Here is a 25,911-nt window from a genome sequence, read left to right as displayed (position 1 = left end):
TCTTGCCTTAGCGAAAGCCATTGCTGCCGTGCACATCCTGATGCTGTCGGGTTAATCCGTTTTTTTACTCAGTGCCGCATGATGCCCACTAGCCTCGCCCATAACAGGCAGCCGCAAAATGCGCGCGATCATAGATTCTTCACCCAATCCGTTGTTAAAACCGCTAAGCTGAGGAGCATTGTGGTAAGAACCTGAAAGGAGAAGTTATGCCAGCCCAACGGAAAAAGCTGACACGCGAACAGGCACTCGATGCGCTTGAGCAACTTTACAATGACGCCGTCGATGCGCTTCGTGCGTCCATCAAGGCCTACACGGAAGAAGGCGTGCTGCCGGCCCCCGCCGCGCGTGAGCAAGGCCTGTTTGTTTATCCTGAATTACGCATTACCTGGCAGGGAGACGGACCGCAACAGAATCGCACGCGTGCATGGGGCCGTTTTACACATACAGGCAGTTACAGTACCACCGTCACCCGCCCCGCTTTACTTCGTCATTACATTTCAGAACAGCTGGCGATGCTGGAAAAAGAGTACGACGTGGACATCGAAGTCGGCCCGTCACAGCAGGAGATTCCCTACCCGTATGTAATAGACGGCTCTGACCTGTCGCTGGACCGGACCATGAGCGCCGGCATAGCCCGTCATTTTCCCACGACTGAACTCTCGCAGATTGGGGATGAAACGGCAGATGGCTTGTTTCATGCTGACGCCACTTTCCCCCTTTCCCACTTTGATGCGCTGCGCACCGACTTTTCGCTGGCACGCCTGCGCCACTATACCGGCACGGCTGTGGAGTATTTTCAGCCGTTCGTGTTGTTTACCAACTACACGCGTTATGTGGATGAATTCGTCCGCTGGGCCATCGAACAGGTACGCGATCCGTCAACCCCGTTTGACAGCCTGGTGTGCGCCGGAGATGTCATCCTGACGTCTGACACGGAAAACAATGACGCGATGCTGTCCGATCTGGCCTGGAAAAAACATCAGATGCCTGCCTGGCATCTGACGTCACCGCATCGTCGCGGCATCACGCTGATCAATATCGGTGTGGGTCCTTCCAATGCCAAAACCATCTGCGATCACCTTGCCGTCATTCGCCCTCATGCCTGGCTGATGATAGGTCACTGCGGCGGCCTGCGCGAAAGTCAGCGTATTGGGGATTACGTGCTGGCCCATGCGTATTTGCGTGACGATCATGTACTGGATAGCGTGCTGCCACCGGATATCCCGATTCCCAGCATCGCCGAAGTTCAGCGCGCCCTCTACGATGCCACCAAATCGGTCAGCGGTATGCCCGGCGAAGAAGTCAAAGAGCGCCTGCGCACCGGTACTGTCGTCACCACCGATGACCGTAACTGGGAGCTGCGTTACTCGGCTTCTGCCCTGCGCTTTAATCTCAGCCGCGCCGTGGCGGTGGATATGGAAAGTGCCACCATTGCCGCCCAGGGTTACCGCTTCCGGGTGCCTTATGGCACGTTACTCTGTGTTTCCGATAAACCGTTACACGGCGAAATTAAGCTGCCCGGTCAGGCGAATCGCTTTTACGACGGCGCCATCTCTGAACACCTGCAAATTGGGATTCAGGCGGTAGAGCTGTTACGGGCTGAGGGTGACAAGTTACATTCGCGTAAACTGCGAACGTTTAACGAACCCCCGTTCCGTTAAAGAGTAAAATCAAAGACGGTATTAAGGGTGAGTCTCTTTCACATTAATGCCGTCATCCCTTCTCCGTTTCTGCTGAATCAGGCTGCGTTCAGTACGGCAGTATTTATAAACCAGGCAAACACAGCCAGAATAGCCGGGACCATAAATGTCCAGATAAGGCGATTATTCAGGCTTTCAAATCGCGCATCCAGCTTATCGAATTGCTCATCCACCTTGTCGAATCGCTGATTCACCTTGTCGAAGCGACGATCCATTCCGTCGAGTCGTTTATCAATGCCATCAAGGCGATAGTCGATTCCGTCTAGCCGCTTATCCACGCCATCGAGCCGACTGTCGAGTCCGTCCAGCCGCTTATCCACGACATCAAGCCGACTGTCGATGCCGTCCAGCCGCTTATCCACGCCATCGAGCCGACTGTCGAGTCCGTCCAGCCGCTTATCCACGCCATCAAGCCGACTGTCGATGCCGTCCAGCCGCTTATCCACACCATCAAGCCGACTGTCGAGTCCGTCCAGCCGCTTATCCACGCCATCAAGCCGACTGTCGAGTCCGTCCAGCCGCTTATCCACGCCATCAAGCCGACAGTCGAGTCCGTCGAACCGCTTGTCCACGCCATCAAGTCGACAGTCGAGTCCGTCGAAACGCTTATCCACGTTATCGAGCCGCATGTCCACACCATCAAACCGACAGTCAAGTCCGTCCAGCCGCTTATCTGTTCCATCAAATCGGCTGTCAGTATCATCAAATTTCGCTATGACAACCGAGAAGCTGGCGTCAATGCTGTTAAACCGGTTAGTAACGTCGACTAATACCTTATTGATTTCAAAAATTTTGCTGTCAATACGATCCTGCCTGTTCTCAATACCGGCAAACTGACTCGCGACGTGTTCTACATTTTCTTCCAGGCCAGTGAATCGCTGAAGCATTTCAACGTGAAACAGCGTTTGCTCTGAGCGCAGTATTTCAAGATCGGTTTTCGTCGCAAATGCCGTCGCGCGCCCACTGAACAGCGCCAGATCAATTTTCATCTGATGGCTGTCTTGCTCCAGTCGCTCAAAGCGCTTTTCAAAATTTTCCATTGTTTTGCCTCCCGTCCCGCAATGACGGTCGATTACGTTTGGCTTTCTGCGATCCCGTTTTATACAAAGGTTGCCCATTATCGGTCCCTGACAGGCGGATTACATGCATCCGTTAACGTTATTCACGACCTGCTTCGACGTTATTGAAGCAAAGTCCCGCACAATAAACATTACCTGATTGAATAAGAACGCAAAATAAAACCAGCGTGCCGCCTTATTCAGTAGGTGTTGTCGAAGAGTAAGAGGTGAAAGGCGTGAAGAAAAGGCAGTTCATATTCATTTTGGAAGAGAATGCACAACGATTGAAAAAAGCTGAATCAGCATGGTGATGCATCGACGCGAAATATAACGCTAAAACCGTTACAGCATATTAACTATGCTGTAACGGTGAAGTTAATTATGCACTCAACCAGCCGAGCTTAATGACAAACAGCAGGGAAAGAATAATCAGCGCCGCATTAATTTCTTTCGTCCGTCCACTCAGCAGTTTCACCACGGTCCAGGTGATAAAGCCGAAAGCGATACCGTTTGCAATGGAATACGTTAATGGCATGGTCAGGGCCGTCACCGTAACAGGAGCCGCAGTAGTAATGTCTTTCCAGTCGATCTCGGCCAGGCCTGAGGTCATCAGCACAGCCACAAAGAGCAGTGCGGGTGCCGTGGCGTAAACCGGCACGCTGGAAGCCAGGGGTGAAAAGAACAGCGCCAGTAAAAACAGCACTGCCACCACCACAGCCGTTAATCCGGTACGGCCACCGGCGCTGACGCCTGCAGCCGATTCGACATAGCTGGTGGTCGTGGACGTTCCCAGCAGAGAACCAAACAGCGCCGCCGCACTGTCCGCCACAAGCGCGCGCCCCATTTTAGGCACGTTGCCCTCTTCGTCAGCCAGTCCGGCACGTTTGGTCACGCCCAGCAGCGTTCCCGTGTTATCAAACACGTCGACAAACAGGAACGCAAAAATCACGCTAATCAGACCCACGTTAAACGCACCCGCGATATCCAGATGCATAAACGTCGGGGCGATGGACGGCGGGGCAGAAAATACGCCGCCAAACGGCGTCAGGCCAATTCCCATGGAGATAAAGGTAATGATCAGAATGCCAATCAAAACCGCGCCCGTCACACGGCGCGCCTCCAGCACGACGATGATGATAAAACCTAACATCGCCATCAGTGGTCCAGGCTTGGTCAAATCACCAATTCCTACCAGCGTGGCCGGATTGTCGACGACGATTCCCGCCCCTTCCAGCGCGATAATCGCCAGGAACAGACCAATACCGGCGGCAATCCCCGCACGCAACGGCAACGGAATGCTTTTGATAATCCATTCGCGAATTTTAAAGATTGATAACGCAAAGAAGATAACCGCAGACAGAAATACCGCGCCCAGCGCAATCTGCCAGGTGTAGCCCATGTGCAGCACAACGGTATACGTGAAGAAGGCATTCAGGCCCATTCCCGGTGCCAGGGCGATAGGATAGTTGGCAATCAGTCCCATCAACACAGAACCAATTGCTGCCGCCAGACAGGTCGCAACGAAGACCGCACCTTTGTCCATGCCGGTCGCCCCTAAAATACTGGGGTTAACGAACAGGATATAAGCCATTGCCAGAAAGGTCGTGATCCCGGCGATGATTTCGGTGCGAACCGTTGTGTTGTGCGCTTTTAATTTAAATAGTTTTTCTAACATCATTATCTCTCGATGATAGAGACGTCACTCAGGTACGTGCTCTCTTGCCAAAGTTATTATCATGCTGTTTGTGGTAATGCCGACGGCTGGCCCGCGCCGTTGCAGGCCTGCTAAAAACCGGGGTTGCTTTCCTTTGTCATGTGAGCAATTGCTAAGGCTTAAGCAATTGCTGTGCCAGTCCGACACGCAATCGATTACCTGAATAAGCGCAAACGAGCCTTAAGAGAATTCTGAACCGAATCAGGGCGCGATTATGGTGCATTGCCCCCTAAATGCGCAAACGTTTTCCTTTCGGTGCCGAAAAGGCGAAAAAAGGGTGCTGACGCACGCTTCAACACTTTGTGAGGCGACGCTGGTCACGTTTCAGCCGCATTAACCTGCAGGCAAAAGGGGAATGTGTAAACTCGAAATTAACTCTTTAGTAACATTGAGGTCACACAATGAAGCCAGCAGTTCTGGTGGTGGATGATGATCCTGCGGTCTGCGATCTGTTGCAGGACGCGCTCAGTGAACATGCTTTACGGGTTTATCGTTGTCATCAGGGTAAAGAGGCGCTGGCGATGGTCAGTGCTCACCCGGACATCGCGCTGGTAATGTTGGATATGATGTTGCCTGATACCAATGGATTGCTGGTGCTCCAGCAGTTGCAGCGTCAACGGCCTGATATCCTCGTAATCATGCTGACCGGCATGGGATCGGAATCGGAGATGGTCGTGGGTCTGGAGATGGGCGCGGACGACTATATTGCTAAACCATTCAATCCCCGCGTGGTCGTGGCCCGCGCACGCGCCGCCCTCAGACGCAGCGGACGTGCCGCAACCAGTGATGACGCGCAGTCAGGCTGGCGCTTCAATGGCTGGGTGCTTGATGAAGCGCGCTGCCAGTTACTCAATCCTCAACGCGAAACGGTTCCCCTGACGCAGGGGGAATATACTTTGTTACGCGCCATGGTACGGCATGCACGTAAGGTCCTGACACGCGATCAGTTATTAGAACTGACCCACAGCGAGACGATGGATGTCTTTGACCGCACGATCGATGTGCTGATCATGCGGTTACGTCGTAAAATTGAAGCCAATCCGCATCAGCCCGGCCTGATCCGCACTATCCGCGGGCTGGGCTATGTTTTTTCTGCCGATGTGGTCAAACCTGAAGGGCTGGGACTTTCCACACAAACCGCCTGAGCCATCCATTCACGCATGTCGCGCAAGGGGCGAATGCCGTCTGTCGCATTGGCGGCACGCAGATTAAAACAGGCGCAGGTATGGGCCAGTTTCAGCGTCGAGACCATATCCTCGCCTTCATGGCTGGCAAACAGCACGCCCGCACAAAACGCATCACCCGCTCCGACGCTGCCCACAATGGCGTCGGGTGCCAGCTGCCAGGCGGGCTGCCAGACACCTTCGCCGTCCGCTTCACGTCCCCATGCGCCCTCGGGCGCATGGATGACAACACGCTGACGCACGCCCTGCTCCGCCAGCCACTGCGCGGCACGGGCAAAAGCGGCGGGCGGCTGAATGCCGCGGCCATCACGTAACAGCACGCCTGACAACGCCTGCGCTTCCAGTTCATTAATCACCAGATAATCCAGCCAGCGTAAGGCGGGCAGCACCTGAGGGCGGTAATCGCCCGCGCGGGAAGCCAGATCCAGGGACGTGAAATAGCCCCGCTGCTGCATGTGTGCCAGCAACCGGGCGCTGCGGGTACCAAATTCACTGTCCACGCCGTCCAGCGTTTCCAGCAGCAGCAAATACCCCAGATGAAAGATGCGCTGTGCGTCATCGACGGCGGCGAAGTGCGGTCTGTCCAGTAAGCTGTTGGCGCCGGGTGAAAAGAAAAAAGTCCGTTGTCCGTCCGGGGTCGTCATCACCTGGGTCATCGCTGTAGGCTTGTCGTCGGTGCGCTGTACTAACCGGTAGTCAATCTGCGCCGCTTTCATCATAGCCAGCAGAAAATCGCCATCGGCGTCATTGCCGAGCAGGCCAATCGCCGCCAGCGGCAGTGTGCACTGCATGCGCGACAGCGTGAGCAGAACATTGAGCGGCGCGCCACCTGCGGCCTTTTCGCTGTGCTGTATTTCGGTCAGCCAGCCCTGTTCCGGCCAGTGGCTGATGCGATGCACATAATCCACCAGCATGACACCTGCGGCCAGAATGCCGCTTCGCGTTGCCATTTACGCCTGGCCTGCGCTGCCGAAAATGTTCATCTGCTGCATAACGGTTTCACAAATCGCCTTTTCCACCGCCATCAGTAACTCTGCGAACTCATCATAACGGGTATTGCGCGAGGCCAGGCTGCGTTCCACCGCGTCAAGGGCCGCCTGAGACATGCCGGTGTAAAAGTTAATTTTGTGAATACCGAGTGAGATTGCCCGACGGAAATCCGCGTCGCTGATGCCCGACCCGCCGTGCAGCACCAGCGGTACACCGGTTTGCTGACGAATCGCCGCCAGCCGGTCAAAATCCAGTTTGGGTTCCCCTTTGTATTTGCCGTGCGCATTACCAATGGCGACCGCCAGCGTATCAATGCCGGTTTCGCGCACAAATTCAGCGGCCAGTCGCGGATCGGTAAATTTCTCGCTGTCCGCTTCCCCAAACAGTGCGCCGCCTTCATCACCCCCGACTGCGCCCAGCTCTGCCTCAACGGAAACGCCGACGGCATGTGCGGCGCGAACCACTTCCCGCGTCTGGCGAATGTTCTCTTCATAGCTCAGGGTCGAACCATCAAACATCACCGAGGTGAACCCGAGACGAATCGACTGCATCACCGCTTCAAAGTGCAAGCCATGATCCAGGTTCAGCACCACCGGAACAGTATGCTTCGCGGCTTCAAAACGGATCGCCTCAGCGATCTGATCGAGCGTGACGTACTTAAAATGCACTTCGGCAATGTTGATAATAAACGGCGAGCGCTGTCGCTCTGCCGCATCAAACAGCGCACGCAGGAAATGGCTGTCCAGGACATTAAACGCGCCCAGCGCATAACCCTGTTGCTGGGCATGCGCCAGCCCCTGTGCCAGAGAAATCAAAGCCATCATTCACTCCTCAAGGTGAGCCAGCGGGAATAGTCGTTACAAAGCAGCCTCTGGGGTTCCTCATCCTCGTCAAGGTCGTTGAAACGCGCCAGCGGCGTCAGGAAGACGTTGTCGTTGTCATCATCGTTGGGCATGGAGACTTCCCCCACCAGCACGTCACCAAAGCCGTTTTCGCCCCAGAAGCTGTGCCAGACGCCCGCGACGAGCGTGACACTTTCACCAGGGGAAAGCCTGATCTGCGAACCCGCCGCATGGGTTTGCCGGATGCCGTCCAGGGAAACCGTCACCGGCGTGGCGGCTTTGTCATGGCCTTCACGGTTATACAGCTCGACAATCAGGTTGCCGCCGCCGCGATTAATAATGTCTTCCATCTTGCGCGGATGGTAATGCATCGGCGTTACCTGCCCTTCACGCACGTGCATCACTTTTTCTGCATAAGGTTTGTGCCAGGGCGTTCCGTGCGGCGAGCCGTTGCGGAGTGTGAATAACGTCAGGCCGGTTTGCAGAAAATCGTCGCCACCAAAACTGGTCAGATCCCAGCCCAGGCGTAAGGCAACGATTTCAGTGATGTCCTCCTGTTGCTGACGCCACTGCCGGAGACCGTAATCGGCCCAGGACGGCAGAGGGACGTCCTGACGGGTGAAAAAGTCTCGCGTATATTGCAAATGTCTGTTCACGTCGGCGCGTTTCATCTTCCGCTCTCCCGTTAAGGCGGCACCCTGCGATGCCGCCTGCTGGTTTATTTCACGGTCCAGCCTTTGTAGCTGCCGACATTATTACGGTCGATCAGCTTCACCGGGATCAGCACGGGTTTATCCGGTGCGGGTTTTCCCTGCAGGATGTCGTAACCGATTTCGACGGCTTTCGCGGCCATCACCTGAGGATCCTGAGCGGGCGTGGCGGCAAAGAGCGAGTTCTTACGTTTCAGCGCTTCTTCGCCGTCCGGTGAACCGTCCACTCCGACAATGAAGAACTCGTTACGCTGTGCCTGTTTCGCCGCTAAATCCGCGCCAATTGCGGTTGGATCGTTAATCGCGAACACGGCATCGATTTTCGGGTTGGCCGACAGCAGGCCGGTCATCACTTCCAGGCCGCCTTCACGGCTGCCTTTGGCGTTCTGATTAGAAGAAAGTAGTTTGATGTCAGGATGGCGTTTCAGCGCCGTCATACAGCCTTCCACGCGGTTTTGCACCGCCGAGACCGGCGGTCCGTTGATAATGACGACGTTGCCTTTGTCTTTCAGACGGTCAGCGATATATTTACAGGCCATTTCACCGGCCTGAGTGTTATCCGAGGTGATCGTCGCGTTGGCACCGTCGGCGGCGACGTCGACAGCCACCACCACAATCCCGGCATCCCGTGCGCGTTTCACTGCGGGCGCGATCCCTTTTGAGTCCGCGGCATTCAGGATAATCATGTCGACTTTAGCGGCGATGAAGTTATCTATCTGCCCTACCTGCTGTCCAAGATCGTAGCCACTCGACACCAGCGTCACCTTGACGTTATCGCCAGCCAGTTGGCGCGCCTTCATCTCTGCGCCCTTGGTGATTTGCACGAAGAACGGGTTAGCCAGATCGCCCACCGTCACGCCAATCGATTTCAGTTCTTTTGCCTGAGCCATACCGGCGCTGAGCAGCGTTGCCGCCAGCAACCCGGTTACAATCGGATTAAAACGCATAGATCTTCTCCTGCTGTTATTTATCGGCCAACTGCTGAATGGCGCGTTGTGTACTCTCTGCATAGGGGACATCAGCCCACATGATGACGCGTGCGATATTTGTCGATCAGAACGGCGATGATGATCACGGCCCCTTTAATCACCAGCTGCCAGAAATAAGAAACGCCCATCAATGTCATGCCGTTGTTCAGCGTGGCAATAATCAGTGCGCCAATCAGCGTGCCGGTAATGGTGCCAATTCCCCCCACAAAACTGGTGCCACCCAGAATGACCGCCGCAATGGCATCCAGCTCGTAACCCATGCCCAGATTGCCGTTGGCGCTGTAGAGACGTGAAGCGCTCATCAGTCCGCCCAGGCCGGACAGTAAGCCGCTCATCCCGTAAACGAACAGCAGTACCAGCCCGACTTTGATCCCGGTCAGACGGGCTGCCTGGATATTGCCGCCTACGGCGTAGATGTGAACGCCCAGCGTGGTGCGGCGCAGGATGAACCAGCAAAGCGCAATCACCGCGAACGCAATAACAATCAGCCACGGTACCGGCCCCAGATAGCCATTGCCTATCCACTCGAAATTGATATCGGCGTTGATGACCGTGGTGCCGTTCGCCAGCAGATAGGCGGCTCCGCGCAGTGCGGTATAGGTGCCCAGCGTCACGATAAACGGCGGAAGCCCGGCCCAGGCCACCAGAATGCCGTTAAACAGACCCATCGCCAGCCCGGCTCCCAGCGCCATCGGAATCGTGAGCGAGGCCAGCATCGGATCCAGCGAAGTGAGCAACGCCACCACCGCCGTCGTGCCCAGCATTGAGCCGACAGATAAATCGATACCGCCGGTAAGAATGACAAACGTCATGCCTGCGGCCAGTACAATGTTGATGGACGCCTGGCGCGTAATATTCAGTAAATTGGCTTCGGTAAAGAAATTGGGTGTGACAACGCCGAAGACCGCCACGATTAAAATCAAAATGGGTAAAATGCCGACGGTCTGCATGATGTCGCCCATCAGGGCTCGTCTGACCGTGGGTGGATGAATCCGTGCCGTTTGTGTCATGGTTTTATCCTCATACTTCAAGCGGTGATGCGCTATACGCACCGGTTGCCAGCGTCATGATGTTTTCCTGACTAATCTCGTTACCTGCCAGTTCCCCTGCGATAGTGCCTTCATGCATCACATAAACCCGGTCACTCATGCCGACCACTTCCGGTAATTCACTGGAGATCATCAGAATGGCCACGCCCTGCCGCGCCATATCCTGCATCATGCGGTAAATCTCGCTTTTGGCCCCGACGTCCACGCCGCGCGTCGGCTCATCCAGGATGAGAATGCGCGGACCAATGGCAATCCAGCGGGAAATCAGCAGCTTCTGTTGGTTGCCACCGGACAGGCCTCCTGCCCGCACCAGCGCGTGGGGAACCCGGATATTGAGCGCGGCAATCGCCTCGCTGGCGATCTTCCTGGCTTGACGGCGGTTCAGCATGCCGTACTGCGCATCCCGTTCCAGCGTGGCCATCACGATGTTTTCCTGTGCAGCCATTTCAAGGAATAATCCCTGCTCTTTGCGGTTCTCGGTCAGAAAGCCAATGCCGTGCGCAATCGCTTCTCTTGGGGAGTGAATCTCTACCTTCTGGCCGTCCACCCAGATTTCACCCTGCTGAAGCCGGTGCACGCCAAAAATCAGCTGGGCCAGTTCGCTGCGTCCCGCACCAACCAGGCCGGCCAGGCCAACAATTTCGCCTGCCCGCACGTTAAGGCTACAGGGCTGTACCTTGCCGCCATCGGACAGGTTGTGCAGAGCCAGACGCACCTCGCCGCGAGGAATGGTGCGGTCTTTATTGAACAGATCGCTGAGTGGGCGTCCCACCATCATGCGCACCAGCTCGCTGGCGTTAAGGTTGTCGCGCGTCAGACTGCCGACGTACTGCCCGTCGCGCAGTACGCTGACGCGATCCGACAGCTCATACACTTCCGCCATGCGATGACTGATGTAGATAATCGCCATTCCCTGGCTGCGCAGCCGTTTGATCAGGGCAAAGAGTTGTTCAGTTTCGCGGCTGGATAAGGCGGCGGTGGGCTCATCCATCACCAGAATACGGCTGTTGCGATGCAGGGCGCGCGCAATCTCCACCTGTTGCTGCTCGGCAATGCTCAGCCTGCTGACTTTGTCCGTTGCGCTGAACTGCGCGCCTAAGTGGTTAATAACCTGCTGCGCTTCACGGGCCATCTGGTGACGCCTGACCATGCCAGCACGGGTGATTTCGCTTCCCAGAAAGATGTTTTCTGCCACGGTGAGATTCGGAGCAAGGTTGATTTCCTGATAGATCAGCGTAATCCCGGCCGCTAATGCCGCTTTCGGTCCTTTAAGCGGATACGGCTCGCCGTTGATCAACACCTCGCCGCTGGTGGCCGTATAGGCCCCTGCCAGAATCTTCATCAGGGTGCTTTTGCCCGCGCCATTCTCCCCCATCAGCGCATGCACCTCGCCAGGATAAACGGTCAGGTCAACGCCTTTCAGTGCGTAGAAGTGGCCAAAACGCCGGGTGATCTGACGCATTTCAAGTATCGGCTTAGCTGTCATCGCCCCGCTCCTGCTGATTATGGATAGCCGCGAGTTAAGCAGGAGAAGATAAATGGATAATGTCAGCGGCCATTCATATTTGTCATATTCCGCTTCGCACTCACTTTTATACTCGCCCTATCGTCGCATGGCCGGAGAGCGTATTGATGCAACGCAGTTTGCCGTGGCAGGTCGGGGCGCGCGGTCGCCTGTTGCTGTCGCATTTATTAGTTGTGTGCGTCACCCTGATGGTGAGCGTGGTGGCCCTTACCAGCTTTCGCCATGCCGGAAGCCTTCAGGAACAGGCTCAGGCCCAGACGCTGGCCGATATGAACGGCAGCCTGGCGCTGGCGCGCAATACCGCGAATGTCGCCATCACCGCCGTGCGGTTATCTCAGGTCGTGGGCGCGCTGGAATATCAGAGCGAATCGCGACGACTGCAGCAGAATCAGCAGGCCCTGCAACATTCACTCGCCCTGCTGGCCAGTACGCCGCTGGCTGCACGCGAGCCTGAACGCGTGGCCCGACTGCGTGCACGCAGTCTGATGCTTGAGCAGTCTGTGAGTCTGTTGCTGCGTAAGGGACATGAACGTCATTTGCAGCGCAATCTTGTGCTCAGCGGGTTATGGCAGTCACAGCTGCTGCTGGAACGCATTAATGACCTGGCACACCGCAACGGAACCGGCGCACCCGATTTCGCGTTGCGCCAGCAGACCGGCAGGCTACTGGATATTGCGATTCGTACGCCCTCCTCGACCGCGGTCATTGATCAGTTGCAGCAGGTGATGACGCAATGGCGCAACGTGGTCGCATCGGGGGCGTTGGGTGACAACGTGCAGCAGTTACTGGAAACCCAACGCAGCCTGATCCCGTTGGCGGCAGCGCTGGAACAGAGCGATCTGTCCATCGCCTATGCCACCTACCGTATCAAGGCGCTCGTAGCCGCGCTGAATGATGACATTACCGCGTACGTTCAGCAGGTAGCCCGGCAAAGTGATCAGCGTAACATTGCCACTCACCGACAACGGGATTCGGTCAGTGGCTTTATCCTGCTTTCTGCCCTGTTGGCACTCGCCATCACCGTCTATACCGGGTACTACATCTACCGCAACCTGGGGTCCAGCCTGACCGCCATTGCCGCCGCAATGACCCGGCTGGCCCAGGGGGAACACAATGTCAGCGTGCCGGGCCTTCAGCGACGAGATGAACTGGGCGAGCTGGCGCGCGCCTTCAATGTGTTTGCCCGTAATACCGCCTCGCTGGCCCATACGTCGCGTCTGCTAAAAGAGAAAAGTACCCAACTTGAATCCACCTTTCTGGCAATGCGTGATGGCTTTGCCCTGTTTGATAACAGCGGCGAATTGGTGGTGTGGAACGATCAGTATCCCCAGCTTCTGGGCATCGCACCGCGGGATTTGCAGCGGGGACTGCACTACCAGCATCTGCTGGCGCAGCTTGATATACACCTGCACGATCTGGCGGAACCACAGGAAGTCAGGCTGGCCGATGGCCGCACCGTAGAACTGCGCTTCAGCCCGGTCCCCCGGCGCGGTAGCGTGAATACGGTGCTGGAGCGCACCTCACGGAAGGTGCTGGAAGAAGCGCTGGTACACAGCCAGAAAATGAAAGCGGTAGGTCAGCTGACCGGCGGCATCGCGCATGATTTCAACAATCTGCTGGCCGTCATTATCGGCAGCCTGGCGTTAACCGAGGGGCAACTGCCGCCCGGCCCTCTTGCGAGCCGGATAGAACGCGCCCGCCAGGCGGCGGATCGGGCAGCTCTGTTGACCCAGCGACTGCTGGCCTTTTCGCGTAAGCAAACCCTGAATCCGCATGCGGTGTCGGTCGTGTCGTTAGTGGAAAACCTGCAGGGGCTGCTGCAACATTCGCTGTTGCCCGGTCAACACCTGATTATTGATGCCCAACGGCCCGGCTGGCCTGCCTGGATTGATGCCAGTCAGTTAGAGAATGCGGTCATGAATCTGGTGGTGAATGCCAGAGATGCGATGGCCGGACAAAGCGGCGAGATCCGTCTGCGTATCTGGAACCAGCGCCGCACTGAGCGCGGTGAAAAGCGAGACCGGGTCACCATTGAGGTCATCGATCACGGTTGCGGCATGTCAGAAGAAGTGCGTGCGCAGGTGTTTGAACCCTTCTTTACCACCAAAACAACCGGTACCGGTAGCGGCCTGGGCCTGTCGATGGTCTACGGTTTTGTTCGTCAGTCGGGCGGACAGGTAGAGCTGGAAACCGCGCCGGGCCAGGGCACCACCGTACGGCTGTTGCTGCCCCGCGCACCCGATGTCCCGGCGGTCCGATCCGTCGCCTCGCACCCGGCGCAGCCGGATGCCGCGCAGGACCGGTTAGTTCTGGTGCTGGATGATGAACCGGCTGTGCGGCAAACCCTGTGTGAACATCTGCACCAACTGGGTTACCTGACGCTGGAGTGTGACACGGGCGAAGCGGCGCTGGCGCTGCTGCACCAGACGCCGGATATCGATTTGCTGATCAGCGATTTGATGCTGCCGGGTGAGATTAACGGTGCGGAGGTGATTCGTCAGGCACAGCAAAAGTGGCCGCAGTTGGCTACATTGCTCATCAGCGGCCAGGATCTGCGTCACCAGCCCGTCACGTTGCCGTTGTGTGAACGACTGGCGAAACCCTGGCAGGCAGCGCAGCTGGTGCAGGCGCTTCAGCGCGCCTGGCAGCGCAGCGCGCGGCTTAATCGTGCCCGCCAGGCTGCCACAACGGCACCGGCTTCCCGATGATATAACGTTTACGCAGGCGGCTGGAGATGGCATCCATCACCATGACCACGACAACCAGGATGATCGTCAGGAACATCACCACATCCCAGTTCCACAGGCGCATGTTCTCCGCGTACACCAGGCCGACACCGCCCGCGCCGACAAAGCCAAGCACCGCCGCTGAGCGGGTATTGGACTCGATCTGATACAGGCTCAGTGCCAGAAACTGTGGGAAGGACTGGGTGAAAATACCAAACCGGTGCTTCTGCAGGCTGTTGGCGCCCAGCGCGCCCAGGCCGCGACTGGGTGAACGCTCAACCGCTTCGTGGCCTTCGGAATAGAGCTTACCTAACAGACCAATGTCCTGCAGGATAATCGCCAGCACCCCGGCCAGCGGCCCCATGCCGACCGCGCGAACAAAAATCAGGCCCCAGATCGCCATATCAATGCCGCGCAGCATATCGAACAGGCGACGCACAACAAACGCAATGGGACGGGCAACCTTGTCATGCATCACATTACGCGCCGCCAGAAACGAGAGCGGCAGCGCCAGCAGCGTGGCGGTCAGCGTGCCGGCAAACACAATCGCCAGCGTAATGCCGACCTGAGAGAAATAGTAGCCAAACGGCCAGTTCACGAAGTCCTGCCAGACAAACATGCGCAGAAAATAGCGGCCCAGTTGCTGGCATCCTGTAAGCAGGCGGTTCCATTCGATGCCAAACACCATAAAGAAAAAGACATAATAGAGCACCAGCGCCAGGGCCAGCATGGCAAGGCGACGCAGATAGCGGTTTTGTGCAGCAAACAGCGCGGGATGCTGCTGTTTCATCGCGCTGATATCGGGCGCAAGCGTAACCATGGTTATTCCTCCACAACGCGACGGCGCAGGCGGCCAGAAACGGTGTCCAGTAGCGAGACCACAATCAAAATCAGCAGCAGCGTCATGCTGACCTGATCAAAGCGATCCAGTTTAATATTGGTCATTAACTCCTGACCAATGCCGCCCGCCCCCACCAGCCCCAGGATGGTCGACGAACGGAAATTAACTTCCAGGCGCATAAAGCTGTATGACAGAAAAACCGGCTTCACCTGCGGCCAGAAGGCATAGCGCATCCGTTGCAGTTTGCTGGCACCGCAGGCCGCCAGCCCGCGCACCGGTTTATCCGAGGCGGACTCAATGGCTTCATAAAACAGTTTGGTCAGGCTGCCAATGGTGTGCAGCGCCAGCGCCAGAAAGCCGGGAATCGCTCCGATGCCAAATGCCATCACAAACATTACCGCCCAGGCCAGTTCCGGCATGGTGCGTAGAAAGGCGACAAAAGCGCGAATCGCCATGCGCAGACTGGCTGGCGTTTGTGTGTTATCGGCCGCAAAGAAGGCCAGCACGCCCGCTATCACCACCGCAATCAGCGTGGAGGCCAGCGCCAGCTGCAATGTTTCCCATATCAACGGCAGCTGGATATTCAGACGATAGCCCCAGTAAGCCAGCGATCCTTCTGTCTTGCCATCCGCAAATAACACCGGCAGATGCAATACGGGCATGATCTCGTGCAGGTAATCAAAAAAGTGCGGTAAGGATTGCCAGATGGTCACGAGATTGAACTCGGCCATATTCGCCGCCGCCAGGTAAAGCCCCACCAGCACCAGTGACCAGACGAGCGAGTCACGCTTCTGTTGGCGGCGGATGCGTTGATAATAGCGTTCGAAGTCGGTCACGGCGGTGTTCTCAGATTGATGTGTGGCAAAGTCAGCAGAGAAAGGGAAATCTGTCTGTGATAACGAGCCGCCCGCACCCCGGCGGGCGGCTCGCTGGCTCAACGCCAACGGCTGTACCGTTAGCCACGTGCGCCTTTCATCAGCTCGCGCTTCATGTCGATGATGTTCTGGAAGTCAGCCACAGAGGTTTTGCCAATGTGCTGCTGGCCGCCTACGGCTTTGGTGAAACAGGCGTGGTCGTCTTTATCCAGTTTTTTGATGGCAGCAATCACTTTCGCTTTGAAATCGGCGGGCAGTTTATTGCTCACGAGAATAGGCCCGTTAGGAATTAACGGTGACTGCCAGATGATGCGGATCTGTTTCATCAGGTCAGGATGATCCATACGGATCAGGCGGCCAAACGCACCGGAGGTGTAGCCCTTATTGTAATCCCCCACCATGGAGGTCCAGGTGACGGCGCCGTCGAACTGATTATTCAGTACGCCCAAGATGTCCTGCTCATGACCACCGGAGAAGGTTACGCTGGAAAAGAAATTGTTGTATTTGTTGTCGATGTTGCCGCCAAACAGCTTTTTAAAGGCCTGATTGGGTACCAGGAAGCCTGACGTGGAATCCGGATCGGCCATCCCAAACGATTTGCCTTTCAGATCTTCCAGCTTTTTGTAAGGACTGTCAGCTTTCACAATCACGACAGAGTGATAACCGCGAGACTGATCTTTGTCATCCACGACAATGCCGACTAAATCGACGGCTTTCGGGTTCTGAATATACACCGAGGCGTAAGACGACGGCGACATGCTCAGCACCAGATCCACTTTGCCACCCAGCAAGCCCTGAATTACGCCGGAATAGTCGGACGAGTTGCGGATTTTGGTATCCACGTGCAGTTCTTTATCAAAGAAGGATTTCACACACTGGTTATCACCAATCTGCTGGGTGGCGTTCTGACCGCCCAAAATGCCCAGATTCAGTTCTTTAGGTGCATCCGCTGCATTAACGCCAAAGGTAAGCAGTGCCGTAGTCAATAACGCGAAAGCTTTGATTTTCATTAGCCTTGTTCTCTTGCTGTGATAGTTAGTGGATCTGGTTGAATTCATCGCCGTACAGCTGATGCAGCAGGCCGTCGGTCAGGTCAGAAGGATGGCCGTCAAAGAGCACCACACCGCGTTGAATCCCGATGACGCGGGTGCAGTAACTTTTCACCAGCTCGATCGAGTGCAGGTTAACCATCACGCTGATGCCCTGTTCACTCACCTGGCGCAGAACGTCCATAATGCGGGTGGTATTTTTGGGATCGAGAGAGGCAACCGGTTCGTCGGCCAGCAGAATTTTGGGGTTTTGCATCAGCGCCCGACAGATCGCCACGCGCTGCATTTGTCCACCTGAAAGGTTTTCGGCACGCTGTAACGCCTGCGGTAGCATGTTCATCCACTCCAGCAGTTGAATCGCGCGGGCGCGGTCGGCGTCAGAGAAGACTTTGAAAAACGATTTCAGCGTCGACGTCTGGCTGAGACGACCCAGCAGCACGTTGGTCAGCACGTCAAGACGCGGCACCAGGCAGAAATCCTGAAAAATCATGCCGCACTGCGCACGCCATTCGCGCATCTGGCGGCTACTGAGGTTGACCACATTGCGATCGGCTTCGCCGTGATGCAGGCTGATGATTGCGCCCTGCGAGGCCGAAATGGTGCCGTTCAGCATATGCAGCAATGTCGATTTGCCTGCGCCAGAGCGACCAATCACCGCCACTAATTCACCCGCATGCAAATCGAAACTGACATTATCGAGGACCTTGTTGCTACCGTAGGCTTTGCTCAATCCCTGAACAGATAACACTTTTTGCCCGCCGGAGTGGGTCAACGACGTGACGTTATCGACCACCGTTTTCAGCAGTGCCTGTGCCATGATGTTCTCCGTTGTTCCAGTTAACGTTCTGTGCACCCGACGCTGAATCCGGGGCTTCATTACCCTGTCTGGCCCGTACCTGTTGGCTCAGTGCCTTTGCTGGCAGCAGGGACAGCAGGCCCTGCTCACGCAGCAGGAACCTGACGAGAGACCGCTATATTAAGAACACCGGGGATGAAAGCTGTATTACGGTTATGTGATTAAACGATGACAGGCAAAACGGCGTCCAGAGACAGCGACAGGCCGTCATGCGCCGCCTGCACCGAGGCCGGTAGCGGATGCTCGGCCAGCCAGTTGTCCATATCGTGACTCAGATGAATCAGCCAGGCCTGGTGGGGTTTCAGTGCCTCGATGATGGTCAGGGCCGCGGTCACATCGTTATGGTTACGCCCGCCCTGACCGGGGGGATCGTTGCAGTCCACCACCAGGTGGTCCAGCGTTTGTCCACGAAGGAAATCCGCGGTATCCGGCGGCAGACCGCAGGTATCACACAGCCAGGCCAGCCGGGCACCGTGCCAGTCAAACAGATAGCCATGCGTAAGCCGTGAATGCTGTAGTGGTAAGGGCGTCACCCGCAGGTCGCCAAATGACTGGGCCACGAAGGGGGTTAACGCGGGCCGGAAATCCAGTAAGCCGGGATGTTTAAACAAGTCGTCACAGCCCTTTTCATCCGGCGGCCCCCAGACGGGAATCGGTTTCCCTTTGCCCCAGCGCAGGGTAAATAAGCCCTGCACATGATCCATGTGATAGTGCGTCAGCAGAATCCGGTTGATATCCTCAGGCTGAAACCGTTCTGCCAGCAAGGGTAAGCCCGCATCCAGTAAAATACGTTCACGTCCGGCTTCGATTAACGCGCTTGTAGGCGCGCGGCGATAACGGGCAGACTGACGGGCGCGCAAACAGGCGCCACAGTCACAACCGAACACGGGAGCCCCGGTTACGCCGCCCGTACCGAGCAGGGTCAGTTTCATGAGGCGCCCTCCAGCAACTGACGTAACTGTTGTACGGTCTCTTCAAGTGCGCCATCGTTATTCAGCCGCAGGCAGCCTTCTGGCTGATGCCGGTCAGCCCGTGCCAGCCGTTGGGCGATCGCCGCTTCGCTCTCACGGCCACGCTGGCGTAACCGTGCGGCCAGTACCGTAGACGACACCTCAAGGCATAGCGGTAACAGTCGCGTGCCGTAACGTGCCCGGACGTGTTCCAGATGCTGGCGCGATCCGTTGACCAGCACGTTTTGCCCGCACGCCAGCCAGTGGTCGATTTCACTGCCCACGCCATAATAAAAACCGTGCGCCTGCCAGCTGACGGCAAATAACCCCAGCGCATCGCGCCGGATAAATTCCGCTTCCGTCAGGGCGATATGGTTTTCGCCCCCTACATCATGGGGGCGCGTAATATAGCGATGAGCAATCAGCAAGCCCTCAGGCGGTGCCTCGCGCAGCCGGTCCAGCAGGCTGTCTTTGCCTGAACCGGACGGGCCGATAAGCCAGATGAGCCGGGCCATTAGTACACCTGCCGACCTTTACACCAGACATGGCGAATATGGGGATGGCCATGTTGAGTATGCGCCAGGACCAGGTCGGCGCGGCAGCCTTCGCTGATCACGCCACGATCTTCCAGCCCCAGCGCACGTGCCGGATTGCACGTCACCAGCGCAATGGCCTGAGGCAAAGAGAGCGTATTGCGCTCATCGGCGGCCAAACGGAACGCCGCATCCAGCAGGCTGGCGGGATAGTAGTCCGACGACAGGATATCCAGCATGCCGTGAGCGGCCAGCTCCCAGGCGGCCACGTTGCCGGAATGCGAACCGCCGCGAACAATGTTGGGCGCGCCCATTAACACCTGCATGTTGCGGTAGCGTGAAGCTTTTGCCGCCTCCAGCGTGGTGGGAAACTCGGCAATCGCACTGCCCACGGCGTGCGACTCTTCGACATGGTCAACAGTCGCATCGTCATGACTGGCGATCGCGATGCCGTGATCGCGGCACAGCGCGGCAATCGCCAGACGATTAGGCTGTGACCAGGCCTCGGCCAGTTCCAGTTGCTCGCGCTCAAACGCATCCATCTGCTCGTCATTCAGCTGGTATTTTCCCTGGTAGTATTCCCGGTACTTTTCCAGCGACGCATACTGACGCTGGCCCGGTGAGTGATCCATCAGCGACACCAGCGACAGCTCAGGTGAGGACAGCAAGGCTTCAAACAGCGGCAGCGTTGTATGATGCGGCAGCTCACAACGCAGATGCAGTAAATGCTCCGCGCGATTAAGCCCCTTTTGGTTGCTGTCACGAATCGCGCCAATCATTTTACTGAGATTTTCCAGTCGGTGGCCGCCATCACGCACATCCCCCACGCCGATAGCATCCAGCACGGTGGTGATGCCGCTGGCCACCATCAGCGCATCGTGGCTGCTCATCGCCGAGTGCGCCGGCCAGTCGACTTTAGGCCGTGGGGTGAAAAATTTGTCCAGGTTATCGGTATGCAACTCCACCAGGCCCGGCAGCAGATATGCGCCTTCGCCATCCAGCGCACTGGCCAGCTGGCTGTTCGTTTCGCTAAAGTTGGTAATACGGTCTTCGCGAAACTCCAGCGAACCGGCAACAACCTCATTTTCCAGCACCAGCTTTACGTTATTAATGATCATGCTTCTGCCCCTGTTTTGAAGGGCTGCATGACGTGCAGGCGATCGGCCACACGTTCCCGCACCGCTTCATCATGAAAGATCCCCACGATTGCCGCGCCGCGTTCACGCGCCTGCTCAATCAGGCCCACGACCGCGGCACTGTTGACACTGTCGAGTGACGCTGTGGGTTCGTCCAGTAGCAACACCGGATAGTCCGCGATAAAGCCACGGGCGATATTGACGCGCTGCTGCTCGCCTCCCGAAAAGGTTGAGGGGGCCAGAGACCAGAGGCGCTGCGGGACGTTAAGTCGCGTCAGCAGCTCTTTCGCGCGGGCTTCACAGAAGCCGCGTTCCACGCCGCGCTCCAGCAACGGCTGCATCACGATCTCCAGCGTCGGCACGCGCGGGATGACGCGCAGAAACTGACTGACCCAGCCGATAGTATCGCGACGAATGGCAATAATCTGACGGGCCGGTGCCTGCGCCATATCCACCCACTCACCCTGATGCTGTACCCAGATGTGGCCGCTGTTGGCCTGATAGTTACCGTACAGGGCACGCAGCAGGGTGGATTTCCCGCTGCCGGAATGCCCGTGCAGTACCACGCATTCGCCCTGACTGACGTCCAGGCAGGCATCCTGTAATACCGGCAGCGCCGCCCCGTTTTGATTGTGCAACACAAAGGTTTTGCACAAATTTTCTACGCGCAGTTGCGTTTTCATAGTCGCCGTCGCCATTAGTTGAGCACCGATGAAACCAGCAGTTGCGTGTAAGGATGATGCGGGTCATCCAGCACGCGGTCAGTTAAGCCACTTTCCACCACCCGGCCCTGCTTCATCACCAGCAGGCGATGCGCCAGCAGGCGCGCCACGCCCAGATCGTGCGTCACAATTACCACCGCCAGATTGAGTTCCCGCACTAGCGTACGCAGTAGATCCAGTAACCGTGCCTGCACCGAGACGTCCAGGCCGCCGGTCGGTTCATCCATAAACACCAGCTTCGGCTGGGTGACCAGATTGCGGGCGATTTGCAGACGCTGCTGCATGCCGCCGGAAAAGGTTGTCGGCAGATCATCGATGCGGTTAGCTGCGATTTCCACCGCCTGCAGCCAGTGGCTGGCTTGCGCGCGGATCTCGCCGTAATGGCGGTGACCGACGGCCATCAGGCGCTCGCCGATATTGCCGCCCGCCGTGACCTGAGGGCGCAAACCTTCCAGCGGGTGCTGGTGGACCACGCCCCACGCCGTGCGCAGTAAGCGGCGACGGTCGCTTTCGCTCATTTGATACAGATCGCGTTGCAGATAATGAATCGCGCCTGCCTGCGGTGCCAGCCGCGCTGACAGGCTACGCAACAGGGTGGTTTTGCCCGATCCGGATTCCCCGACGATACCCAGAACCTCGCCCGGATAGAGATCAAAACTGACGTCTTCAAAGCCTTTTACTGGCGCATACAGATGCGTAAGGTTGTTCACCGCGAGCAGCGGTTGTTCACTGTGCATGGTGTTGTTCCTGCTGCTGGTGGCAAAAATCGGTATCGGAGCACACAAACATGCGCGTGCCCTGGTCGTCCATCACCACCTCATCCAGATAGCTGTGGCGCGAACCACAGAGCGCACAGGGTTCGTCCCACTGCTGCACGGTGAAGGGATGATCGTCGAAATCGAGGCTTTCAACTTTGGTATAGGGCGGCAAGGCATAGATGCGTTTTTCACGACCGGCACCAAACAGCTGGAGCGCGGGCATCATGTGCATCTTGGGGTTATCGAATTTGGGGATCGGCGACGGATCCATCACATAGCGATCGTTGACCTTTACCGGATAGGCATAGGTGGTGGCGATGTGACCAAAACGGGCGATATCTTCGTACAGTTTGACCTGCATAATGCCGTACTCTTCCAGCGCATGCATGGTGCGGGTTTCCGTTTCGCGAGGCTCAATAAAGCGCAGCGGCTCGGGAATCGGCACCTGGAAAATCAGGATCTGATCTTCTTGCAGCGGCGTTTCCGGAATACGGTGGCGCGTCTGGATCAGCGTGGCGTCCACTGTGCGCTCGGTCGTCGCCGCACCGCTGACGCGCTGAAAGAAACGGCGGATCGAGACCGCATTGGTGGTATCGTCCGCGCCCTGGTCGATAACTTTCAGAACGTCTTTGTCGCCAATCACGCTGGCGGTAATTTGAATGCCGCCGGTGCCCCAGCCATAAGGCATCGGCATTTCACGTCCGGCAAACGGCACCTGATAGCCGGGAATCGCCACGGCTTTCAGGATGGCGCGTCGGATCGTACGTTTGGTTTGTTCGTCAAGATAGCCGTTGTTATAGCCGCTGAGTTCAGCCATTTTGCTGCTCCTGATAGTCCTGGCGCAGACGTTTCAGCAGTTCCAGTTCCGCCTGGAAATCGACGTAGTGCGGCAGTTTTAAGTGGGACACAAAACCTGCGGCTTCGACGTTATCCGCATGGGACAGCACAAACTCCTCGTCCTGCGCCGGGCTGGTAATGCGTTCATGGTGTTCACGCGTCTGTAGCGCCCGATCCACCAGCGCCATGGACATGGCTTTACGTTCAGCCCGGCCAAAGACCAGGCCATAACCCCGCGTAAAGTGCGGGGCGCTTTCGCCGTCGTGCGTAAAACCGTTGACCATTTCGCATTCGGTCAGCAGCATTTCCCCGATCTCCAGTTCAAAACCCAGCTCTTCGGGGCAAATGCTGACGCTGACGTATCCGGTACGGATTTCACCGGCAAAGGGGTGCGTGCGGCCATAGCCACGCTGAGTGGAATAGCCCAGCGACAGCAGAAACCCTTCGTCGCCGCGCACCAGTTGCTGAAGACGTGCCGCGCGCGAGGCGGGAAAGCCCATCGGCTCACGGGTGATATCCGTGGGTTCGCTGCCATCGTCGTGTTCTGCCTCCGCGAAGCCTTCCTCGCTCATCATGCTGAACATATGCGGACAGTGTTCCGGTAGCGCCTGCTCACTGCGCGGCGGCGGCGGTGTTTCGCCATTTGCCATCAACGTAAAGTCCAGCAGACGGTGACTGTAATCGTAGGTCGGCCCGAGTACCTGACCGCCGGGTAAATCCTTATACACCGCCGAGATGCGTCGCTCGATTCGCATGCTACCGGTAGCTAACGGCGTGCTTTGCGCCAGCCGCGGCAGGGTTGTGCGATAGGCACGCAGCAGGAAAATGGCCTCCACCAGATCGCCGCTGGCCTGCTTAATCGCCAGCGCCGCCAGCGCGGGATCGTAAATGCCACCTTCCGTCATCACCCGATCTACCGCCAGACCGAGCTGCTGCGCGACCTGGTCGCAGGATAATTCAGGCACCGCGCGATCGCCGCGCCGCACATCCGCCTGCAGGTGATGGGCGTTAGCAATGGCTTTTTCGCCCCCTTTCACGGCTACGTACATGAGCACACCTCAACGTGGGTTGTCCGTGGCACCGCCATCATCGCTTCGCCACAGGTAAAGATGAGATCCACACCCTGAGGAAACGGATGCGGGCGGGCACGCAGGTAGTCGATCACGCTTTCCGGCAGTTGTGGCGCAATGGCGCGTGCTTCGCGCAGCCCCGGCCCTGTCAACCGTAATGCCAGGCCACCGTTCAGCGCAGGCACCTCAATAATCAGCGTGGTGCTTTTCTCAGGTGCCAGGTTATCACCCGCGGAAAAGTCGGCCGGATTAGGCTGAGCGGTCGCGTGACTTAACGCAAATGCCGCATCACTGCTGTCGGTAATCGGTGCGCCGGTATGAAAACGCAGGTTATCGCGTAGCGTCTGATTATCGACCTGTGGGTCCAGCCATAAGGGGCTTTCCTGATCGACCAGGGTCAGCAGCACGGCAGTAGCGGCGGGAGAAAGTGCGCCCCAGCCCTGTTGCAGCGGCAGCGATACCATAACGCCAGGTTCGCTCATGGCTTTCAGAATGCGGCGAAAAGCATGCTGCGCATCCGCAACCGGGTGATGAAAACTTGCCAGTAAAGTCATTCATTTTCTCCGCGTACCAGCGTAAAGAAGTCCACTTTGCTACTGGCGATTTCACGTGCACGCAGCTGACGCTGCTCGTCGCGTAAGGCCGCCAGTGGGGTAATAATCTTTTCCTGTAACAGCTCGGCGGTGCCCGTCTGCTGCAACAGCGCATCCATCAGGGCACAGCGCTCGGCGTGGACTTTATCCCGGCCCAGCAGGTAGCTGTAGCCCAGGGTGCCATCGTTTAGCCGGACGACCGCGCGCGTGACGGTGGCATCGCCCATCACAAAACGTTTGCCCGTCGCGCCCATGCGGGCCTGCAACCGTGTCAGGCCAATTTCAGCCGGTCGGATCAGCGTAAATGCCGGCGTAAGGTTGAGCGGCTGCCAGAGCGCGTCAAGCTCGGCGGCGCTGCTGTGGGCCAACACCGAAAGCCAGTGCTGGCGTGCCGTTTGCTGTTTCATTCGTGCTCCAGAGTGAGTTCAATCATGTCGCCACGCGTCAGGCTGACGGAGTACTCCGCCATCGCACCATCGGTGGTTTTATTCAGGGTGCGCACGCACAACAAGGGGGAATGCAGTGCGATCTCCAGCTGCTTGCACTCTTTGGCCTGAGCCCGACGGGTGCTGATGCGCGTTTGCGTGCGCACCAGCTGCTTGCCGGTGTGCTGCCGCAGGAAGTCATGGAGCGAGCCGCTGGTAAAGCGTTGTAGCTGCGGCCACCAACTGAGGTCGGGCAGGAAGTGATTAATCAGGCACACCGGCAGGCCATTGACCCGGCGCAGCGTGCGCAGATGAATGACGTTGTCGCCTTCGTTCACGCCTAATGCGGCCGCGACGTCTGCACTGGCAGGACGCAATACGGCCAGCAGGCGCTCACTGGTGGGATCGCTGCCCTGTTCCAGTAAGTTCTGGCTGAAGCGGGCCTGCGCATGAAGCGGATAATCATACGGGCGCATTAACACCAAAATGCCGACGCCGTGGCGACGCTGCAGCAACCCTTTATTCACCAGTTCATCAACCGCCCGACGTAAGGTGTGGCGGTTAACGGCATAGTGATCGGCCAGCTGTTGCTCCGAAGGAAGGTAGTCACCACTGCGATAACGCTCCTGAACAGCCTGCTCCAGTTGCGCCGCAACGGCCTGATACACAGTGGTCGGATGTCTGGATAACTCCATCACAAATAAATCCTCACAGCGTAAGGGGGGATTTCGCAGCCGGTGGACTGCGGGATGGCTACAGCGTGACGGGATCAGATGACA

Annotated in this window: 25 protein-coding genes; 3 read left to right on the top strand and 22 right to left on the bottom strand. The window is 57.3% G+C overall.

The window, feature by feature from the left end; genetic code table 11:
• Positions 1-206: 206 nt before the first annotated feature.
• Positions 207-1,661: an AMP nucleosidase gene (locus GC087_RS09640; protein WP_324030425.1), complete on the top strand. Its 1,455-nt coding sequence runs from the start codon at positions 207-209 to the stop codon at positions 1,659-1,661.
• 77 nt (positions 1,662-1,738) lie between these two features.
• Here GC087_RS09640 and GC087_RS09635 read toward each other — a convergent pair whose 3' ends face one another.
• Both GC087_RS09635 and GC087_RS09630 read right to left on the bottom strand, forming a co-directional pair.
• Positions 1,739-2,740: a hypothetical protein gene (locus GC087_RS09635; protein ID WP_324030423.1), complete on the bottom strand. Its 1,002-nt coding sequence runs from the start codon at positions 2,738-2,740 to the stop codon at positions 1,739-1,741.
• Between the two features lie 397 nt (positions 2,741-3,137).
• Positions 3,138-4,436, bottom strand: coding sequence for an NCS2 family permease (locus GC087_RS09630; RefSeq protein ID WP_205955453.1), 1,299 nt, complete (start codon positions 4,434-4,436; stop codon positions 3,138-3,140).
• A 437-nt stretch (positions 4,437-4,873) separates the two neighbouring features.
• Here GC087_RS09630 and GC087_RS09625 point away from each other — a divergent pair, with 437 nt between their 5' ends.
• A complete protein-coding gene (locus GC087_RS09625) occupies positions 4,874-5,617 on the top strand; it encodes a response regulator (RefSeq protein WP_033739476.1) in 744 nt (247 codons plus the stop codon).
• On the opposite strand, the gene GC087_RS09620 is transcribed toward GC087_RS09625, so the two are convergent.
• From GC087_RS09620 to GC087_RS09595, 6 genes are all read right to left on the bottom strand, one after another.
• Entirely contained in the window at positions 5,554-6,606 is a 1,053-nt protein-coding gene (locus GC087_RS09620; protein WP_324030422.1) for a carbohydrate kinase family protein, read from the bottom strand. The two genes, GC087_RS09625 and GC087_RS09620, sit on opposite strands and share 64 nt — an antisense overlap.
• Positions 6,607-7,467, bottom strand: coding sequence for a ketose 1,6-bisphosphate aldolase (locus GC087_RS09615; protein WP_324030611.1), 861 nt, complete (start codon positions 7,465-7,467; stop codon positions 6,607-6,609).
• Positions 7,467-8,159, bottom strand: coding sequence for a D-lyxose/D-mannose isomerase (locus tag GC087_RS09610; RefSeq protein ID WP_054633547.1), 693 nt, complete (start codon positions 8,157-8,159; stop codon positions 7,467-7,469). Before GC087_RS09610 ends, GC087_RS09615 begins: the two co-directional genes overlap by 1 nt.
• A 47-nt stretch (positions 8,160-8,206) precedes the next feature.
• The gene (locus GC087_RS09605) at positions 8,207-9,145 is read right to left on the bottom strand and encodes an ABC transporter substrate-binding protein (protein WP_054633546.1); all 939 of its coding nucleotides are present in this window, start codon (positions 9,143-9,145) and stop codon (positions 8,207-8,209) included.
• Positions 9,146-9,216: 71 nt separating this feature from the next.
• Positions 9,217-10,197: an ABC transporter permease subunit gene (locus GC087_RS09600; RefSeq protein WP_033739482.1), complete on the bottom strand. Its 981-nt coding sequence runs from the start codon at positions 10,195-10,197 to the stop codon at positions 9,217-9,219.
• Between the two features lie 10 nt (positions 10,198-10,207).
• Entirely contained in the window at positions 10,208-11,722 is a 1,515-nt protein-coding gene (locus GC087_RS09595; RefSeq protein WP_054633544.1) for a sugar ABC transporter ATP-binding protein, read from the bottom strand.
• Positions 11,723-11,868: 146 nt separating this feature from the next.
• Between GC087_RS09595 and GC087_RS09590 the strand changes: the two genes are divergently transcribed.
• Positions 11,869-14,469, top strand: a complete 2,601-nt coding sequence (locus tag GC087_RS09590; RefSeq protein ID WP_324030610.1) for an ATP-binding protein — start codon at positions 11,869-11,871, stop codon at positions 14,467-14,469.
• On the opposite strand, the gene phnE (GC087_RS09585) is transcribed toward GC087_RS09590, so the two are convergent.
• The 14 genes from phnE (GC087_RS09585) to phnF form a co-directional block, all read right to left on the bottom strand.
• Positions 14,423-15,307 (bottom strand): phosphonate ABC transporter, permease protein PhnE, encoded by an 885-nt coding sequence (gene phnE / locus GC087_RS09585; RefSeq protein WP_033739486.1) that lies wholly within the window; start codon positions 15,305-15,307, stop codon positions 14,423-14,425. The two genes, GC087_RS09590 and phnE (GC087_RS09585), sit on opposite strands and share 47 nt — an antisense overlap.
• 2 nt (positions 15,308-15,309) lie before the next feature.
• Positions 15,310-16,164: a phosphonate ABC transporter, permease protein PhnE gene (phnE, locus tag GC087_RS09580; RefSeq protein ID WP_033739498.1), complete on the bottom strand. Its 855-nt coding sequence runs from the start codon at positions 16,162-16,164 to the stop codon at positions 15,310-15,312.
• A gap of 119 nt (positions 16,165-16,283) precedes the next feature.
• Entirely contained in the window at positions 16,284-17,213 is a 930-nt protein-coding gene (gene phnD / locus GC087_RS09575) for a phosphonate ABC transporter substrate-binding protein (RefSeq protein ID WP_324030419.1), read from the bottom strand.
• 25 nt (positions 17,214-17,238) lie between these two features.
• Positions 17,239-18,069: a phosphonate ABC transporter ATP-binding protein gene (phnC, locus tag GC087_RS09570; protein ID WP_006119631.1), complete on the bottom strand. Its 831-nt coding sequence runs from the start codon at positions 18,067-18,069 to the stop codon at positions 17,239-17,241.
• Positions 18,070-18,269: 200 nt separating this feature from the next.
• Positions 18,270-19,040: a phosphonate metabolism protein PhnP gene (gene phnP / locus GC087_RS09565; protein WP_039338203.1), complete on the bottom strand. Its 771-nt coding sequence runs from the start codon at positions 19,038-19,040 to the stop codon at positions 18,270-18,272.
• The gene (gene phnN / locus GC087_RS09560; RefSeq protein WP_324030417.1) at positions 19,037-19,573 is read right to left on the bottom strand and encodes a ribose 1,5-bisphosphokinase; all 537 of its coding nucleotides are present in this window, start codon (positions 19,571-19,573) and stop codon (positions 19,037-19,039) included. The genes phnP and phnN overlap by 4 nt, the downstream gene beginning before the upstream one ends.
• Positions 19,573-20,709 (bottom strand): alpha-D-ribose 1-methylphosphonate 5-triphosphate diphosphatase, encoded by a 1,137-nt coding sequence (gene phnM / locus GC087_RS09555; protein ID WP_039338201.1) that lies wholly within the window; start codon positions 20,707-20,709, stop codon positions 19,573-19,575. Before phnM ends, phnN begins: the two co-directional genes overlap by 1 nt.
• Positions 20,706-21,425, bottom strand: a complete 720-nt coding sequence (gene phnL / locus GC087_RS09550) for a phosphonate C-P lyase system protein PhnL (protein ID WP_033739491.1) — start codon at positions 21,423-21,425, stop codon at positions 20,706-20,708. The genes phnM and phnL overlap by 4 nt, the downstream gene beginning before the upstream one ends.
• Positions 21,425-22,186 (bottom strand): phosphonate C-P lyase system protein PhnK, encoded by a 762-nt coding sequence (gene phnK / locus GC087_RS09545; protein WP_324030415.1) that lies wholly within the window; start codon positions 22,184-22,186, stop codon positions 21,425-21,427. The genes phnL and phnK overlap by 1 nt, the downstream gene beginning before the upstream one ends.
• Positions 22,176-23,024 (bottom strand): alpha-D-ribose 1-methylphosphonate 5-phosphate C-P-lyase PhnJ, encoded by an 849-nt coding sequence (locus GC087_RS09540; protein ID WP_006119637.1) that lies wholly within the window; start codon positions 23,022-23,024, stop codon positions 22,176-22,178. The genes phnK and GC087_RS09540 overlap by 11 nt, the downstream gene beginning before the upstream one ends.
• A complete protein-coding gene (locus GC087_RS09535; protein ID WP_033739493.1) occupies positions 23,017-24,093 on the bottom strand; it encodes a carbon-phosphorus lyase complex subunit in 1,077 nt (358 codons plus the stop codon). The genes GC087_RS09540 and GC087_RS09535 overlap by 8 nt, the downstream gene beginning before the upstream one ends.
• Positions 24,084-24,668 carry a phosphonate C-P lyase system protein PhnH gene (gene phnH, locus GC087_RS09530; protein ID WP_033739495.1) on the bottom strand — a complete coding sequence of 195 codons (585 nt, stop codon included), beginning with the start codon at positions 24,666-24,668 and terminating at the stop codon, positions 24,084-24,086. Before phnH ends, GC087_RS09535 begins: the two co-directional genes overlap by 10 nt.
• The gene (phnG, locus tag GC087_RS09525) at positions 24,665-25,114 is read right to left on the bottom strand and encodes a phosphonate C-P lyase system protein PhnG (RefSeq protein ID WP_058701629.1); all 450 of its coding nucleotides are present in this window, start codon (positions 25,112-25,114) and stop codon (positions 24,665-24,667) included. Before phnG ends, phnH begins: the two co-directional genes overlap by 4 nt.
• On the bottom strand, positions 25,111-25,827 hold the full coding sequence (phnF, locus tag GC087_RS09520) for a phosphonate metabolism transcriptional regulator PhnF (RefSeq protein WP_058701628.1): 717 nt from the start codon (positions 25,825-25,827) through the stop codon (positions 25,111-25,113). The genes phnG and phnF overlap by 4 nt, the downstream gene beginning before the upstream one ends.
• Positions 25,828-25,911 lie beyond the last annotated feature (84 nt).

Source organism: Pantoea sp. JZ2 (assembly GCF_035191405.1).
Classification (GTDB): domain Bacteria; phylum Pseudomonadota; class Gammaproteobacteria; order Enterobacterales; family Enterobacteriaceae; genus Pantoea; species Pantoea stewartii.
The sequence above is the reverse complement of the archived record's forward strand: the minus strand, read 5'-3'. Positions and strand labels throughout refer to the sequence as shown.

Coding starts and splice junctions, on each gene's coding strand:
- GC087_RS09640 (WP_324030425.1), top strand. CDS start 207: ATGCCAGCCCAACGGAAAAAGCTGACACGCGAACAGGCACTCGATGCG.
- GC087_RS09635 (WP_324030423.1), bottom strand. CDS start 2,740: ATGGAAAATTTTGAAAAGCGCTTTGAGCGACTGGAGCAAGACAGCCAT.
- GC087_RS09630 (WP_205955453.1), bottom strand. CDS start 4,436: ATGATGTTAGAAAAACTATTTAAATTAAAAGCGCACAACACAACGGTT.
- GC087_RS09625 (WP_033739476.1), top strand. CDS start 4,874: ATGAAGCCAGCAGTTCTGGTGGTGGATGATGATCCTGCGGTCTGCGAT.
- GC087_RS09620 (WP_324030422.1), bottom strand. CDS start 6,606: ATGGCAACGCGAAGCGGCATTCTGGCCGCAGGTGTCATGCTGGTGGAT.
- GC087_RS09615 (WP_324030611.1), bottom strand. CDS start 7,467: ATGGCTTTGATTTCTCTGGCACAGGGGCTGGCGCATGCCCAGCAACAG.
- GC087_RS09610 (WP_054633547.1), bottom strand. CDS start 8,159: ATGAAACGCGCCGACGTGAACAGACATTTGCAATATACGCGAGACTTT.
- GC087_RS09605 (WP_054633546.1), bottom strand. CDS start 9,145: ATGCGTTTTAATCCGATTGTAACCGGGTTGCTGGCGGCAACGCTGCTC.
- GC087_RS09600 (WP_033739482.1), bottom strand. CDS start 10,197: ATGACACAAACGGCACGGATTCATCCACCCACGGTCAGACGAGCCCTG.
- GC087_RS09595 (WP_054633544.1), bottom strand. CDS start 11,722: ATGACAGCTAAGCCGATACTTGAAATGCGTCAGATCACCCGGCGTTTT.
- GC087_RS09590 (WP_324030610.1), top strand. CDS start 11,869: ATGCAACGCAGTTTGCCGTGGCAGGTCGGGGCGCGCGGTCGCCTGTTG.
- phnE (WP_033739486.1), bottom strand. CDS start 15,307: ATGGTTACGCTTGCGCCCGATATCAGCGCGATGAAACAGCAGCATCCC.
- phnD (WP_324030419.1), bottom strand. CDS start 17,213: ATGAAAATCAAAGCTTTCGCGTTATTGACTACGGCACTGCTTACCTTT.
- phnC (WP_006119631.1), bottom strand. CDS start 18,069: ATGGCACAGGCACTGCTGAAAACGGTGGTCGATAACGTCACGTCGTTG.
- phnP (WP_039338203.1), bottom strand. CDS start 19,040: ATGAAACTGACCCTGCTCGGTACGGGCGGCGTAACCGGGGCTCCCGTG.
- phnN (WP_324030417.1), bottom strand. CDS start 19,573: ATGGCCCGGCTCATCTGGCTTATCGGCCCGTCCGGTTCAGGCAAAGAC.
- phnM (WP_039338201.1), bottom strand. CDS start 20,709: ATGATCATTAATAACGTAAAGCTGGTGCTGGAAAATGAGGTTGTTGCC.
- phnL (WP_033739491.1), bottom strand. CDS start 21,425: ATGGCGACGGCGACTATGAAAACGCAACTGCGCGTAGAAAATTTGTGC.
- phnK (WP_324030415.1), bottom strand. CDS start 22,186: ATGCACAGTGAACAACCGCTGCTCGCGGTGAACAACCTTACGCATCTG.
- GC087_RS09540 (WP_006119637.1), bottom strand. CDS start 23,024: ATGGCTGAACTCAGCGGCTATAACAACGGCTATCTTGACGAACAAACC.
- GC087_RS09535 (WP_033739493.1), bottom strand. CDS start 24,093: ATGTACGTAGCCGTGAAAGGGGGCGAAAAAGCCATTGCTAACGCCCAT.
- phnH (WP_033739495.1), bottom strand. CDS start 24,668: ATGACTTTACTGGCAAGTTTTCATCACCCGGTTGCGGATGCGCAGCAT.
- phnG (WP_058701629.1), bottom strand. CDS start 25,114: ATGAAACAGCAAACGGCACGCCAGCACTGGCTTTCGGTGTTGGCCCAC.
- phnF (WP_058701628.1), bottom strand. CDS start 25,827: ATGGAGTTATCCAGACATCCGACCACTGTGTATCAGGCCGTTGCGGCG.